At 63.4% G+C, this 13,803-nt stretch carries 13 protein-coding genes; 8 read left to right on the top strand and 5 right to left on the bottom strand.

What is annotated here, in order from left to right:
* Nucleotides 1–21: 21 nt before the first annotated feature.
* Nucleotides 22–843 carry a nucleoside triphosphate pyrophosphohydrolase gene (gene mazG / locus R1W00_RS00700; protein WP_317260792.1) on the bottom strand — a complete coding sequence of 274 codons (822 nt, stop codon included), beginning with the start codon at nt 841–843 and terminating at the stop codon, nt 22–24.
* 64 nt (nt 844–907) lie between these two features.
* Between mazG and R1W00_RS00695 the strand changes: the two genes are divergently transcribed.
* Nucleotides 908–2,074 (top strand): M20 aminoacylase family protein, encoded by a 1,167-nt coding sequence (locus R1W00_RS00695; RefSeq protein WP_317260791.1) that lies wholly within the window; start codon nt 908–910, stop codon nt 2,072–2,074.
* Here the strand turns inward: R1W00_RS00695 and xth are convergent.
* From xth to R1W00_RS00675, 4 genes are all read right to left on the bottom strand, one after another.
* Nucleotides 2,071–2,850, bottom strand: a complete 780-nt coding sequence (gene xth / locus R1W00_RS00690; protein WP_317260790.1) for an exodeoxyribonuclease III — start codon at nt 2,848–2,850, stop codon at nt 2,071–2,073. The two genes, R1W00_RS00695 and xth, sit on opposite strands and share 4 nt — an antisense overlap.
* Before the next feature lie 30 nt (nt 2,851–2,880).
* The gene (locus tag R1W00_RS00685) at nt 2,881–3,597 is read right to left on the bottom strand and encodes a hypothetical protein (protein ID WP_317260789.1); all 717 of its coding nucleotides are present in this window, start codon (nt 3,595–3,597) and stop codon (nt 2,881–2,883) included.
* Nucleotides 3,598–3,667: 70 nt separating this feature from the next.
* Nucleotides 3,668–4,852, bottom strand: coding sequence for an NAD(P)/FAD-dependent oxidoreductase (locus R1W00_RS00680; protein ID WP_317260788.1), 1,185 nt, complete (start codon nt 4,850–4,852; stop codon nt 3,668–3,670).
* A 44-nt stretch (nt 4,853–4,896) separates the two neighbouring features.
* Entirely contained in the window at nt 4,897–5,220 is a 324-nt protein-coding gene (locus R1W00_RS00675; protein WP_317261583.1) for an iron-sulfur cluster assembly accessory protein, read from the bottom strand.
* Between the two features lie 81 nt (nt 5,221–5,301).
* Here R1W00_RS00675 and R1W00_RS00670 point away from each other — a divergent pair, with 81 nt between their 5' ends.
* The 7 genes from R1W00_RS00670 to scpB all read left to right on the top strand — a co-directional run bounded on the left by R1W00_RS00670 (nt 5,302) and on the right by scpB (nt 13,793).
* Nucleotides 5,302–6,459: a deoxyguanosinetriphosphate triphosphohydrolase gene (locus R1W00_RS00670; protein ID WP_317260787.1), complete on the top strand. Its 1,158-nt coding sequence runs from the start codon at nt 5,302–5,304 to the stop codon at nt 6,457–6,459.
* 58 nt (nt 6,460–6,517) lie between these two features.
* The gene (locus tag R1W00_RS00665) at nt 6,518–8,344 is read left to right on the top strand and encodes a cation:proton antiporter (RefSeq protein WP_317260786.1); all 1,827 of its coding nucleotides are present in this window, start codon (nt 6,518–6,520) and stop codon (nt 8,342–8,344) included.
* A 63-nt stretch (nt 8,345–8,407) separates the two neighbouring features.
* Nucleotides 8,408–10,153 carry an arginine--tRNA ligase gene (gene argS / locus R1W00_RS00660; protein ID WP_317260785.1) on the top strand — a complete coding sequence of 582 codons (1,746 nt, stop codon included), beginning with the start codon at nt 8,408–8,410 and terminating at the stop codon, nt 10,151–10,153.
* 86 nt (nt 10,154–10,239) lie between these two features.
* The gene (locus tag R1W00_RS00655; protein WP_317260784.1) at nt 10,240–11,307 is read left to right on the top strand and encodes an SPOR domain-containing protein; all 1,068 of its coding nucleotides are present in this window, start codon (nt 10,240–10,242) and stop codon (nt 11,305–11,307) included.
* Complete coding sequence (locus tag R1W00_RS00650) at nt 11,304–12,323, top strand: glycoside hydrolase family 3 N-terminal domain-containing protein (RefSeq protein ID WP_317260783.1); 1,020 nt, start codon at nt 11,304–11,306, stop codon at nt 12,321–12,323. The genes R1W00_RS00655 and R1W00_RS00650 overlap by 4 nt, the downstream gene beginning before the upstream one ends.
* Nucleotides 12,316–13,113, top strand: coding sequence for a ScpA family protein (locus tag R1W00_RS00645; protein WP_317260782.1), 798 nt, complete (start codon nt 12,316–12,318; stop codon nt 13,111–13,113). The genes R1W00_RS00650 and R1W00_RS00645 overlap by 8 nt, the downstream gene beginning before the upstream one ends.
* A complete protein-coding gene (gene scpB / locus R1W00_RS00640; protein WP_317260781.1) occupies nt 13,110–13,793 on the top strand; it encodes an SMC-Scp complex subunit ScpB in 684 nt (227 codons plus the stop codon). Before R1W00_RS00645 ends, scpB begins: the two co-directional genes overlap by 4 nt.
* Nucleotides 13,794–13,803 lie beyond the last annotated feature (10 nt).

Raw genomic sequence — 13,803 nt, 5'->3', positions numbered from 1 at the left:
TACCTGAATTTTTTAGTCAGGTTACTTTTTCGTGCGTTCCTCGACCTTGACCGCGTCCCAAAGCGCATCCATTTCCGCCAGATCGCTATCCTTTGGCGTGCGACCCTCGGCGGCAAGACGCGCCTCGATGCCCTCAAAGCGGCGGGTGAATTTGGCGTTCGCGCCGCGCAGGGCCTCTTCGGGGTCGATGTCCCAATGGCGCGCCAGATTGGCCATGACGAACAACAGATCGCCGAATTCATCCTTGATCGCCGCCGGATCGCCCATCTCGCGCGCCTCGACCAGTTCGCCGATCTCTTCCTGAACCTTGTCCAGAACATGAGACGTGTCGGGCCAGTCGAACCCGACCCGCGCCGCCCGTTTTTGCAGTTTCACCGCGCGGGTCAGGGCGGGCAGGTGCACCGCAACCCCGTCCAGCGCACCGGCCTGGTTCTTGCCCGCGCGCTCGGCCGCCTTGATGGTTTCCCAATCGCGGGTCTGTTGTTCGGCGGATTTTTCGCGGCTCTCGTCCCCGAACACATGGGGGTGGCGGGCGACCATCTTGTCCGACATCGTGTTGGCGACGTCGTCGAAATCGAACATCCCCGCCTCGGACGCCATTTGCGCGTGAAACACCGATTGGAACAGCAAATCACCCAATTCGCCGCGCAATTCGTCCCATGCCTGACGCTCAATCGCATCGGCGACCTCATAGGCTTCTTCGATCGTGTAGGGGGCGATGGTGGCAAAGGTTTGTTCGATATCCCACGGGCAGCCGGTCTCGGGATCGCGCAGGCGGCGCATGATTTCAAGCAGCCGCGCAATCCCGCCTTTCGGATCGTGAATAATATCGTTTTCTGCCATTGCACCCGCCCCCGATTTCGCGTTTCGATGAGACCCTGAACCGTTCGGCCCAAGGAGTCCACCCATGCCCGTTCTAAACCGTATCGCAGGGTTTGCAGATGAAATGACGGCATGGCGGCGCCACCTGCATATGCATCCCGAAATTGGTTTTGAGTGCCATGAGACCGCCGCCTATGTGGCCGAGCGTCTGCGCGAATTCGGCGTGGATGAGGTGCATGAGGGGATCGGCAAAACCGGTGTCGTTGCGGTGATCCACGGGCGCGGGGCGGGGCCGATGATCGGGCTGCGCTCGGATATGGATGCGCTGGCGATGCAGGAAACCACGGGCAAGGCCTATGCGTCGACGGTCGCGGGCAAGATGCACGCCTGCGGGCATGACGGGCATATGACGATGCTGCTGGGCGCGGCGAAATATCTGGCCGAAACGCGCCGGTTTTCGGGCAGTGTCGCATTGATCTTTCAACCCGCCGAAGAGGACGGCGGCGGCGGCAAGGCGATGATCGACGACGGGTTGTTCGACCGCTTTCCGGTGGCGCAGGTCTATGCGATCCACAACTTGCCGGGGCTAGAGGCGGGGCATATGCAAACCACGCCCGGTCCGATCTTGGCCGCCGTGGACGATTTCGAAATCCATATCACGGGGCAGGGCGGTCATGCGGCCCATCCCGAGGACACGCGCGATCCCCTGATTGCTGCCGTAGCGATGGTGCAAATCCTGCAATCGCTGGTCAGCCGCAACACCGGTCCGATGCAACAGGCGGTCCTTTCGGTCACGCAAATCCACGCAGGCACGGCCAGCAACGTCATCCCCGACACGGCCTTTATCAACGGCACGCTGCGCACGTTCGACCCCGAGCTGCGCGAGACCCTGTTGCGCCGTCTGGATGAGGTGGTTGAGGGCACGGCGTCGGCCCATGGTCTGGCCGCGCGTCTGGATGTGCTCGAAGGCTATCCCGCCACGATCAACGACGCGGAAAAGGCCGCGTTTGCCGCCGAGGTGGCCGCCGATCTGGTCGGGGCGGACAATGTGGACCCCGATGTCGAACGCGGCATGGGGGCTGAGGATTTTTCGTTCATGCTGGAACGCAAACCGGGGGCGTTCATGTATCTGGGGATTGGGCCCGGCGCGTCGCTGCACAATCCGGGCTATGACTTCAACGACGCGGTCGCCCCCGTCGGCGCGTCCTATTTCGCGCGCCTTGTGGAGACGGCCCAGCCCTTGGCGGATTAGGCGTCCAGTTCGACCCAGACCGGCACGTGATCGGACGGCTTTTCGCGGGCGCGGATGTCCTTGTCGATCTTGCAGTCCATCAACAGGTCCGCGCATTGCGGGGTCAGCAGAAAGTGGTCGATGCGGATGCCATCGTCACGGTTCCACGCGCCCGCCTGATAATCCCAGAAACTATAGTGGCCGGGCCCACGGGTGCGGGCACGAAATGCCTCGGTAAAGCCGAGGTTCACGATCCGGCGAAAGGCCGCGCGGCTCTCGGGGCGGGCAAGGGCGTCCTCTTGCCAGACCTCGGGGCGTTTGGCGTCCTCATCCTGCGGGATGATGTTGTAATCGCCCGCCATCAGCGCCGGTTCCTCGGCCGCCAACAGATCGCGCGCCCGTGCCTCAAGACGTTTCATCCACGCCAGTTTGTAGTCGTATTTCGGACCCGGACAGGGGTTTCCGTTGGGCAGGTAGAGACCACACAGACGGATCGCGGTTTTGCCGACCACCGTCGCCTCGATCCAGCGCGCCTGTTCATCCGCGTCATCACCGGGCAATCCGCGCGTGACGTCCTCAAGCGGCAGTTTCGACAGGATCGCCACGCCGTTAAAGCTCTTTTGCCCATGGGTTTCGACGTTATAGCCGCGCTCTTCAAACGGTTCGCGGGGAAAGCCCTCGTCCACCGATTTGATCTCTTGCAACAGGGCGACATCGGGCTGTGCCTCATCCAGCCAGTCCAAAAGGGCGGGCAGGCGGGCCTTGATCCCGTTGATGTTGAACGTCGCGATTTTCATGTGATCCCCCGTCGGCGCAGTCTGGCGCGACTATCCCTGTCCGCTGGGGGAAAGTCCAGCACTTGCCGCCCGCATCCAGAGCGCGTCCAGTCGGTCCAACGCGCCCACGTCGATATGGCCCGTGTCCTGCCAATAGCGCCCGTCGGGCGTGGTGTAGTTCAGCGCGCGTTCCAGATCGCGCGCCCGTTCCACCGCGCGCGCATCAAACGGGCGGGGCGGGGGCCTGTCATGGGGCGCGGCGCGGGGCAGGATCAGGCGGCTTTGATCCGCGCGGGACAGGTTCACCATGGCGCATCCCCGCGCGGCCCCCATCACCATCAGACGCGCGGATTTGGCACTTAGATCGCGCAGGGTCACATCATCGCGCAACGGGTCCGCCGTGCCGGTGCCGTAAAAATGCGTGGCCCCCGTCGCGGCATAGGTCATGTCACAGCCGATAAAGGCGATCAGGCGCGGGCGCAGATGCCCCAGCGCCCAGTATCCGGCGGTAAAGGCCATCGTCCCGCCCGCATAGACGAACCCACCAAACTCGTTCTGAATGGGCACGTAATCGCGGTAGGTGACGATGGTCTGGCCCGCGTTCACATCGGGCGGGTGGCGGTCGGTCGGGAAATCCTCGGGGTGGATGTGATGCGTCCAATCGGGGCGGATGCGCCACGCGTTGTTGATGGCCACGACCGCATCGAACCCGTCAAAGTCGCGGGCGTCGACGGCGTTCGGGCCGCTGCCGATCATCAAAACACGCATGGGATACCTTTACCGACCACCTCGCGGGTCAGTTTACGTCGCGCGCAAGGCACGTCCAGTGGGGAAAACCCTAGGCCGCGGCGATGGCGCGTCCCGCCGCCGCGCCCGAGGACCACGCCCATTGGAAATTATACCCGCCTAGCCATCCGGTGACGTCGACGACCTCACCGATGAAATAGAGGTTGGGGATCAGGGTGCTGGACATGTCCTTGGACGACAGGGTGGCGGTATCGACCCCGCCTAATGTGACCTCGGCGGTGCGATAGCCCTCACTGCCCGACGGGGTCAGGGACCATGCCGCGATCTGGTCTGTCAGCTCGGTCAGGCGCTTGTCCGACCAATCGGCCAGATTGCCGCTTAGCCCGTTTTGTTCCGTCCAATAGGCGGCCAGACGTCCGGGCAAAAGATCGCCCAGAACCGTGCCGATGGCCTTGCGCCCATCGCTGGCGCGGCGCGTGCGCAGGGTGTCGTATCCGGTGCCATCGGGGATCAGGTTCACGGAAATCGCGTCGCCTTCGCGCCAATAGCTGCTGATCTGCAGGATCGCGGGACCGGACAGACCGCGATGCGTGAACAGGATCGATTCATCGAACGTGGTGCCGTTGCATGTCACCCGCGCGGGCAGGGCGGTTCCGGCCAGCGGCGCGAATGTATCCCCGAATGTCAGCGGCACCAATGCGGGGCGCGGATCGACGATGCCATGCCCGAACTGTTCCGCGATCTGATAGCCGAAACCGGTTGCGCCCATTTTCGGGATGGATTTGCCGCCCGTCGCGATGACCAGCTGCGTGGCGGGGATGGCGCGCCCGTCCTCTAGGGTGACGATAAACCCGCTGTCGGCCTTGGTGACACCGGCGACGCCCGTTTTCACGCGGATCTCACCGCCGGCGTGGGCGACCTCGTCCAGCAGGACGCGCACGATATCCTTGGCCGAGGTGTCGCAAAACAGCTGACCCAATGTCTTTTCGTGCCATGTCACGTTGTGCTGGGCCAAAAGGTCGATGAAATCCCATTGGGTATAGCGGGCCAGCGCGGATTTGGCGAAATGCGGGTTTTGCGAGATGAAATTCGCCGCCGTCACGTCGAGGTTGGTGAAATTGCACCGCCCCCCGCCCGAGATGCGGATTTTCTCACCTGCGGCGCGGGCGTGGTCCAGAACCAGAACGCGTTTACCCGTCGCGCCCGCATGGATCGCGCACATCAGACCGGCCGCACCGGCCCCGAGGATCACACAATCATAGGGGCGCGCCGCCATAGGCCATTGTCCTTGGGTTCAGAGGTCCAGAGGCGCGTGGGGATTTAGATTGAGAAACTGGTCCCGCAGCCGCACGAAGCGGTGGCATTGGGGTTCTCGATCACAAAGCGCGCGCCGATCAGCTCTTCGGTAAAGTCGATGACGGCATTGGTCAAGAACGGCAAAGAGACGCTATCGACCACGACCTTTTCGCCGCTGCCCTCAAGCACAAGGTCATCGGGCGTCACATCGTCCAGAACGATATTGTACTGAAACCCCGAGCATCCACCGCCTTCAACCGCGATGCGCAGGGCCTTGCCCTGATCGGCGGCACCGATTTCGGACAGGCGATCAAAGGCGCGGTCGGTCACTTTGGGGGGCAGGGTCAGGTCCATTGGTCCAAATCCGTCTCGTAACTGTATCAAAACCAATATAAGTACTCCTCAAGGACCCCACAAGCCGGAGAGAGCATGCTTGCGCCTTTTGCCTGTCACCCCGAAAATACACGGGGGCGTTTATACCCAGAAGAAGAGAGCGTGTTTCGTTCCTGCTTTCAACGGGATCGCGACCGCATCATCCACGCCTCCAGCTTTCGGCGGTTGAAACACAAGACCCAAGTGTTCATCGAACATGAGGGCGATTATTTCCGCACCCGTCTGACCCATTCGATCGAGGTCGGTCAGGTGGCGCGCACGATTTCCAATGTGCTGGGCCTGAATATCGAACTGACCGAGGCGGTGGCGCTGGCCCATGACCTTGGGCATACGCCGTTCGGTCACACGGGCGAGGACGCGCTGGCCGAACTGATGGCGCCCTATGGCGGGTTTGACCACAATGCCCAAGCGATCCGCATCGTCACCCGATTGGAACGCCATTACGCGGAATTCGACGGTCTGAACCTGACGTGGGAGACGCTGGAGGGGATCGCGAAACACAACGGCCCTGTGACGGGGGATCTGCCTTATGCGTTGGCGGAATATAACGACATCCACGATCTGGAACTGCACACCTATGCCAGTTGCGAGGCACAGGTTGCCGCGCTGGCCGATGATATCGCGTACTCCAACCACGATCTGCACGACGGTCTGCGGGCGGAACTGTTCTCCACCGACGAACTGGCCGAACTGCCGGTGCTGGACGAATGCTTTGCCGCCGTGGATCGCAAATATCCGGGTCTGAACTATTACCGCCGCCGCCATGAGGCCCTGCGCCGGTTCTTTGGCGTGCTGGTCGATGATGTGATCGACGTGGCCAAGGCCCGTCTGGCGGAACTGGACCCGAAAACCTCGGGCGATATCCGGATGGCGGGGCGGCCCATGGTGCAGTTCACGCCGGAACTGTGGGAAAAGCTGAAGGTCATCCGCCAGTTCCTGTTCACCCGCATGTACCGCGCGCCCAGCGTCGTTGCCATGCGCAAAAAGGTGACGGCCATGGTGCATGAGCTCTTCCCGCTGTTCATGGAGAACCCCGAACTGTTGCCGCGTCAGTGGCGCAAGGACGTGGCCGAGGCGGCGGATGAGGTCACGCTGGCCCGTATCGTGTCCGATTACATCTCGGGGATGACGGACCGCTTTGCCATGCAGGAATACCAAAGGCTTATAGGTGGGGACCTCGCCAAAGGTCTGTGACGTGCTATGTTCACCTTGATTGACCAAAAACATATTGCGCGGATCAGGGGATACATAGATGGCAACAGGGACTGAGGGGGCGATTGCGCCGGTAATGGCGTTTGCCCTTGTGGGCGCGCTGGGCGTGGGGTCGCAATGGCTGGCGTGGCGGTTGCGCCTGCCGGCGATTGTTCTGATGCTGTTGGCGGGGATTATCATTGGCCCCGTCGCCGGTGTGTTCGATCCCGCCCGCGATGTGGGGCCCTTGATGCAGCCCATGATCGCGATTGCCGTGGCGATTATCCTGTTTGAGGGCGGCCTGACCCTGAACCGTGACAGTTTGCGCGACGCCGCCGTTGGTGTGCGGCGGTTGGTGTTTGTCGGTGCGCCGCTTGGGTGGCTGATGTCCACGCTGGCCCTGCATTACGTGGCCGGTCTGGATTGGGGCAGTGCCTCTGTGTTCGGCGGGATCATGATCGTGACTGGTCCGACCGTGATTGCGCCCCTGTTGCGACAGGCGCGCCTGAAACGTCGTCCCGCGCAATTGCTGCAGTGGGAGGCGATCGTCAACGACCCCGTCGGTGCCCTTGCCGCCGTTCTGGCGTTTGAGGTTGTGACGGTTCTGCATTCCACCACATCGGCAGGCGAGGCGGTTCAGGAACTGATCCTCGGTCTGGTTGTGGCGACCGTACTGGGCCTCTTGGCTGGTTGGGGCGTGGCCAAGGCGTTCCGTGAGGCCGCCGTGCCCGAATACATGAAGGTGCCGGTCCTGTTCACCGTTCTGCTGGGTGTCTTTGCGCTGGCCGATGGGGTGCTGCATGAAAGCGGCCTTTTGACCGTCACGATCATGGGCGTCTATATCGCCAATGCCGATCTGCCCAGTTACGCCGAGATGCGCCGGTTCAAGGAACACGCGACCATCCTGTTGGTGTCGGGGGTGTTTATCCTGTTGTCGGCGGGCCTGGATTTCGACCGGCTGGCGCTCTTGGACTGGCGGGCGGCGGCCTTGGTCGCGGTGGTGATCTTTGTTGCGCGGCCCCTGACGGTGCTGACCGCGCTGGCCTTTAGTGGCGTACCGATGGCCGAACGGGTTCTGGTGGCGTTCACCGGCCCGCGCGGTGTGGTCTTGGTCGCGGTGGCGGGTCTGTTTGGCGAACGTCTGGTCGATCTCGGTCTGGAACAGGCGCAACTGATCGGGCCGTTGGCGTTCGTCCTTGTGGCGGCGACGGTGGTTTTGCATGGCTTTAGCCTGACGCCATTTGCGCGCGCGCTGGGCCTTGCGGGCGGCGAAACGCCCGGTGTTCTGATCGTGGGCGGCTCGCGCTGGGCGGCGGCGTTCGGTGAGGCCCTGCAAAAGGCCGAGGTGCCGGTGTTGATCACCGACGCGAACCGGTCGCGCCTGCGCACGGCGCGCGAACTGGGCCTGCCGACCTATTTCGGCGATGTCCTGTCCGAGGCGGCGGAACATAACGTCGAGGCGATGAATTTCGGCAAGCTGATCGCGGCCACGGACAACGACGCCTATAACACCCTTGTGGCGACCGACCTTGCGCCGGAATACGGGCGCGAGCATGTCTATCAACTGCGCCCCGCCAAACAGGAAAGCGCGCGCCATGCGCTGCCCGCGACACTGGGCGGGCGCGAGATCGCCAAGGGGGCGAGCTACCTTGAATTGGCGTCCCTGATGACCAAGGGCTGGACCTTCCGCGTGACGCGCCTCAGTGAAGAGTTCACGCTAGAGCACTGGGCGGACAAGAACCCCGAGGGCGTGATCGTCGCGACGCTGGGGCCGAACGGGACCCTGCGTCTGCATGGCGACCGCGAGGGCGTGCGCGATGTGCCGGGTACCCGCGTGATCGCTATGGTGCCCCCCGAACCCGAGGCCCCCGCAGCCCAAAACGGCTAAACGGCGCATTGACGCGGCCCGTACCCGTGGTAAACCCCACGGCAAAGAAACAAAGGGCCTGCTATGAACCTGTTTAGCGAACTGCGTGCACTCGTCGTCGATTGTCTGGATGGCTTGGTGGCCGAGGGCCGTCTGCCGGCGGATCTTGGCTATGACAACGTGGCGGTCGAACCCCCGCGCGATGCGGCCCATGGCGATATGGCGACCAACGCCGCGATGGTTCTGGCCAAACCCGCCAAGATGAAACCGCGCGACATCGCCGATGCGCTGGCCGAAAAGCTGGCCGCGGATGCGCGCATCATCAGTGCCGAGGTCGCAGGCCCCGGGTTCCTGAACCTGCGTCTGGCCCCCGGTCTGTGGCAGGACATCGTGCGCGCGGCCCTTGGGACCGGCACGGATTTCGGGCGCTCGGACATGGGCGCGAACACCAAGGTGAACGTCGAATTCGTCTCGGCCAACCCGACCGGCCCGATGCATGTCGGCCATACGCGCGGCGCGGTGTTCGGCGATGCCCTGAGCAGCCTGCTGGACTTTGCGGGCTATGACGTCACGCGCGAATACTACATCAACGATGGCGGCGCACAGGTCGACGTTTTGGCGCGCTCGGTCTACCTGCGTTACCTTGAGGCGCATGGCGAAACCGTCGAATTCCCCGAAGGCACCTATCCCGGTGACTATCTGGTTGAGGTCGGCGAGGCCCTGAAGGCCAAGGTCGGTGACGCGTTCATCGGCAAGGGCGAACAGTTCTGGCTGGAAGAGGTGCGCGAATTTGCCACCGACGCGATGATGGACCTGATCCGCGGCGATCTGGCCGCGCTGGGTGTCAAAATGGACGTGTTCTTTAGCGAAAAGTCGCTCTATGGCACGGGCCGGATTGAGGCCGCGATTGAGGACCTGCGCGACAAGGGTCTGATCTATCGCGGCACGCTGGAACCGCCCAAGGGCAAAACCCCCGAGGATTGGGAACCGCGCGAGCAGACCCTGTTCAAATCGACCGACTATGGCGATGACGTGGACCGTCCGATCATGAAATCCGACGGGGGCTGGACCTATTTCGCGCCCGATATCGCGTATCACTATGACAAGGTCACCCGTGGCTATGATCAGCTGATCGACGTGTTCGGCGCCGATCACGGTGGCTATGTCAAACGGATGAAGGCCGCCGTGGCCGCGCTTTCGGAAAACAAGGTGCCGTTGGACATCAAGCTGATCCAACTGGTGCGTCTGTTCAAAAACGGCGAGCCGTTCAAGATGTCCAAGCGGGCGGGGACCTTTATCACCCTGCGCGATGTGGTTGATCAGGTGGGCGCGGATGTGACCCGTTTCGTCATGCTGACGCGCAAGAACGACGCGCCGCTGGACTTTGATTTCGACAAGGCCTTGGAACAGTCCAAGGACAACCCCGTTTTCTATGTGCAATACGCGCATGCGCGGGTGTGCTCGGTCCTGCGCAAGGCGGCCGAGGCGGGGATCACCATTGATGACGCCACTTTGTCGGCGGCGGACCTGTCGGGCCTGACTCATGAGGCCGAGTTGACCGTCGCGAAAAAGATCGCCGAATGGCCGCGTCTGGTGGAAATCGCCGCCCGCACGAACGAACCCCACCGCGTGGCGTTCTACCTCTATGAACTGGCCGGTGAGTTCCACGGGCTCTGGAACCGTGGCAACGACGATCTGTCGCTGCGCTTTATCCAAGAGGGCGACGCGGCGACGTCTCAGGCGAAAATCGCGCTGGCGCGGGCCGTAGCCGTTGTTATTTCCGCCGGTCTTGGTATTCTCGGCGTAACTCCGGCAGAAGAAATGCGCTGATCAAACCAAGCGCACCGTCCGGACAGGCAGGCAAGCAAGACCGGGCGGTGCACAGGCACACGCCCCTTTGAGCACAAGAGGCGACAATGGCGGGTGTCGACGATTTCGATTACGACGACGATGAGTATGACTATCAGGCGTCGGATGCGTATGACGATGACTATTCCGAAGACGACGACGGCTATGACTATGGCTATGAAGACGCGCCGCGTGGTCCCGGTGCGCTGACCACGTTTATGAACTGGACGGGGGCGGTTGTGTCCCTTGGTCTGGTGGTGGGGCTGGGCGTCTGGGGCTATCAGTTGGCCGTGCGCGATGTCAGTGGCGTGCCTGTCATTCAGGCGATGGAAGGCCCCGCGCGCGTCACCCCCGATGATCCCGGTGGCCGTCAGGCCGATCACCAAGGTCTGTCCGTGAACCAAGTCGCCGCCGAGGGCAGTGCCGCGCCACCCGCCGATCAACTGTTGCTGGCGCCCAAGCCCGTCGATCTGGCCCCCGAGGACAAACCGCAACCCGAACTGGACCCGCGCAGCAGTCTGGCCAGCCTCACCGCCGAACCTGACGCCGAGGCGGAGCCCGCCCCCGAAGAGGCGGCCGAGGCCCCCGTTCTGGTCGTGCCCGAAGGGGTGCCCGATCCCGCGACCCTGACCGGCACCGATGCCGCCGTGGCCGCCGCACTGGCCTTGGTTGAGGAAGTCACCCGCGACGAGGCCCCGTTCACCGAGCCGCCGCTTGGTGAACAGGCCGCCGCAAGCACCGATGACGGTCTGGCGCGGTCCCTGCGCCCGCGTCCGCGCCCCGTTGCCTTGGAACTGGCGAATGTCTCGTCCAGTGGCACGCAACTGGCCGCGCTGGACCCCGCCACCGCGCCTGTGTCCGAGGTCGATCCCGCCGCCGTGCCCGTCGGCACCGCGATGGTGCAACTTGGCGCCTTTGACAGCGCCGAGGTCGCCCGCGCCGAATGGCAGCGCCTGTCGGGGCGGTTTGACAGTTTCATGGCCGGTAAATCCCGCGTCGTTCAATCGGCGGTGCAGGGCGGTCGGACGTTTTATCGCCTGCGCGCCATCGGCTTTGACGACCTGTCGGATGCGCGCCGGTTCTGTGCCGCTCTGACGGCTGAAAACGCGGATTGCATTCCGGCGGTGGCCCGATGATCCCTGATACCCTTGGCGCGTTTATCGCCGGCTGCGCGGGCACAGCACTGTTGCCCGAGGAACGCGCGTTTTTCGCGCGGACCCAGCCGTTCGCCTTTATCCTGTTTGCCCGCAACATCGTCACGCCCGATCAAATCCGCGCGCTGTGTTCCGACCTGCGCGAAAGCGTCGGGTGGAACGCGCCGATCCTGATCGACCAAGAGGGCGGGCGCGTTGCCCGTCTGCGCCCGCCGCTGGCGCGCGACTGGTTGGCGCCGCTGGATGAGGCCGCCCGCGCCGGTGATCGTGCCGCGGAGGTGTTCCATCTGCGCTATCGCATCATTGCCGCGGAACTGCGCGCGCTGGGGATCGACGGGAACTGTGCGCCCTGCGCCGATGTGATGCGCCCCGACACGCATGAAATCCTGCTGAACCGCTGTTACGGGGATACGCCCGCGCGGGTGGGCGAATTGGGCCGCGCGGTGTCGGACGGATTGCTGGCCGGTGGGGTTCTGCCGGTTCTGAAACATATTCCGGGCCATGGTGCGGCCACGGCGGACAGCCATCTGGAACTGCCCCGTGTCGATCTGGCCGAGGACGTCCTGCGCGCCACCGATTTCGCGCCTTTTGCCGAGCTGTCCGATATCCCGATGGGGATGACGGCGCATGTGGTCTATGCGGCGATCGAACCGGACTTGTGCGCGACGGTTTCGCCCCGCATGATCGACCTTATGCGCAGTGACCTTGGGTTCAACGGCCTGTTGATGTCCGACGATATCTCAATGCAGGCCCTCAGCGGCACGATCCACAGCCGCAGCCATGCCGCCATCGCGGCGGGCTGTGACGTGGTGTTGCATTGCAATGGCGACTTGGCCGAGATGGAAGAGGTGGCCGAGGCCGCCGGTCCCATGACCGCCGCCGCCCATGCCCGCGCGGCGCGTGTGATCGCGATGCGCGCCGAGGACGCGGCCGGTGATCTGGACGCCCTTTCGGCCCAGTGGGAGGCCCTGATCGCGGGCCTGTCCGGGGATGGCTGAGCAAGAGGAATTCAGCGACCTGCACCTTGATGTGCAGGAACGTCTGGCCGCCGAGGCCCTGATCGTTGATGTCGAGGGGTTCGAGGGGCCTTTGGACCTTTTGCTGACCCTGTCGCGGACGCAAAAGGTTGATCTGCTTAAGATTTCTATCCTGAAACTGGCCCAGCAATATCTGGTTTTTGTCGAGCGCGCCAAGGAATTGCGCCTCGAACTGGCGGCGGATTATCTGGTGATGGCGGCGTGGCTGGCCTTTTTGAAATCGCGCCTGTTGCTGCCACCCGATCCTGCCGATGAGGGGCCTAGCGGTGAAGAGCTTGCCGCGCATCTGGCGTTTCAGTTGCAGCGCCTTCAGGCGATGCGCGACGCCGCCGCGCAATTGATGGCACGCGACCAGTTGGGGCGGGATTTCTTTGCCCGTGGCGTGCCCGAAGGGGTCGAGCGCGTGCGGCGCGTGACCTATACGGCGACCCTGTTGGACCTGATGCAGGCCTATGCGCGCACGCGCACCAAGGACGATTTCCGGCCCTTTGTTCTGGACCGTGAATCGGTCTTTACGATGGAAGAGGCGCTGGACCGGATGCGGGGCCTGATCCATTTTGCGGGCACATGGACCAGCCTGTCGAGCTATCTGCCCGAGGGTTGGGAGGTGGATCCGGCCAAGCGGCGCAGCGCCACGGCGGCGACCTTTGCCGCGTCTCTGGAGATGGTGAAACAGGGGCAAATCGAAATCCGGCAGGGCGAAACATTCGCCCCGATCGAGATACGTAAGAAAGCGGATGGCAAGGCATGAGCGACACAGACAGCGATCAGGACAACGCCGTAAACGCGCCTGAGGACAGCGAACAGTCCCTGTTCGAGGCCCCGCCATTGGCCGAGCAGGAACGCATGGTTGAGGCGATCCTGTTTGCCTCGGCCGAGCCTGTCGGGGTGAGCGAGTTGAACGGGCGGATGCCGCATGGCTGTGACGCGGGGGCGGCACTGGACCTGTTGCGCCGCCGCTATGAGGGGCGCGGCGTGCGGGTGGTCAAGGTCGGCGAGGGCTGGGCGATGCGCACAGCACCCGATCTGGCGTTTCTGATGCAGAAAGAAACCGTTGAAACACGGAAACTTTCCCGTGCGGCTATCGAAACACTGGCCATCATTGCCTATCATCAACCTGTGACGCGGGCCGAGATTGAGGAAATCCGCGGTGTCTCGGTCAGTCGGGGGACGATTGATCAGTTGCTGGAACTGGAGTGGATCCGGTTCGGGCGGCGGCGCATGACCCCGGGGCGACCGGTGACGTTTGTGGTGACACAGGCGTTTCTGGATCACTTTGGTCTGGAGAGCGCGCGGGACCTGCCGGGGCTGAAAGAGCTGCGCGCCGCCGGATTGTTGGAAAACCGCGTGACGCCGGGTCTGGACGGGCCGCAGGACGATGAAGACGCGACCGGCGACGATCAGGTCGATATGTTTGAGGACGACGCATAGGAGCGGGCGA

It is taken from the genome of Rhodovulum sp. FJ3 (genome assembly GCF_032918305.1).
GTDB lineage: Bacteria > Pseudomonadota > Alphaproteobacteria > Rhodobacterales > Rhodobacteraceae > SAT37.
Note: the sequence above shows the minus strand (reverse complement) of the source record. Positions and strands in the feature narration are given on the sequence as shown.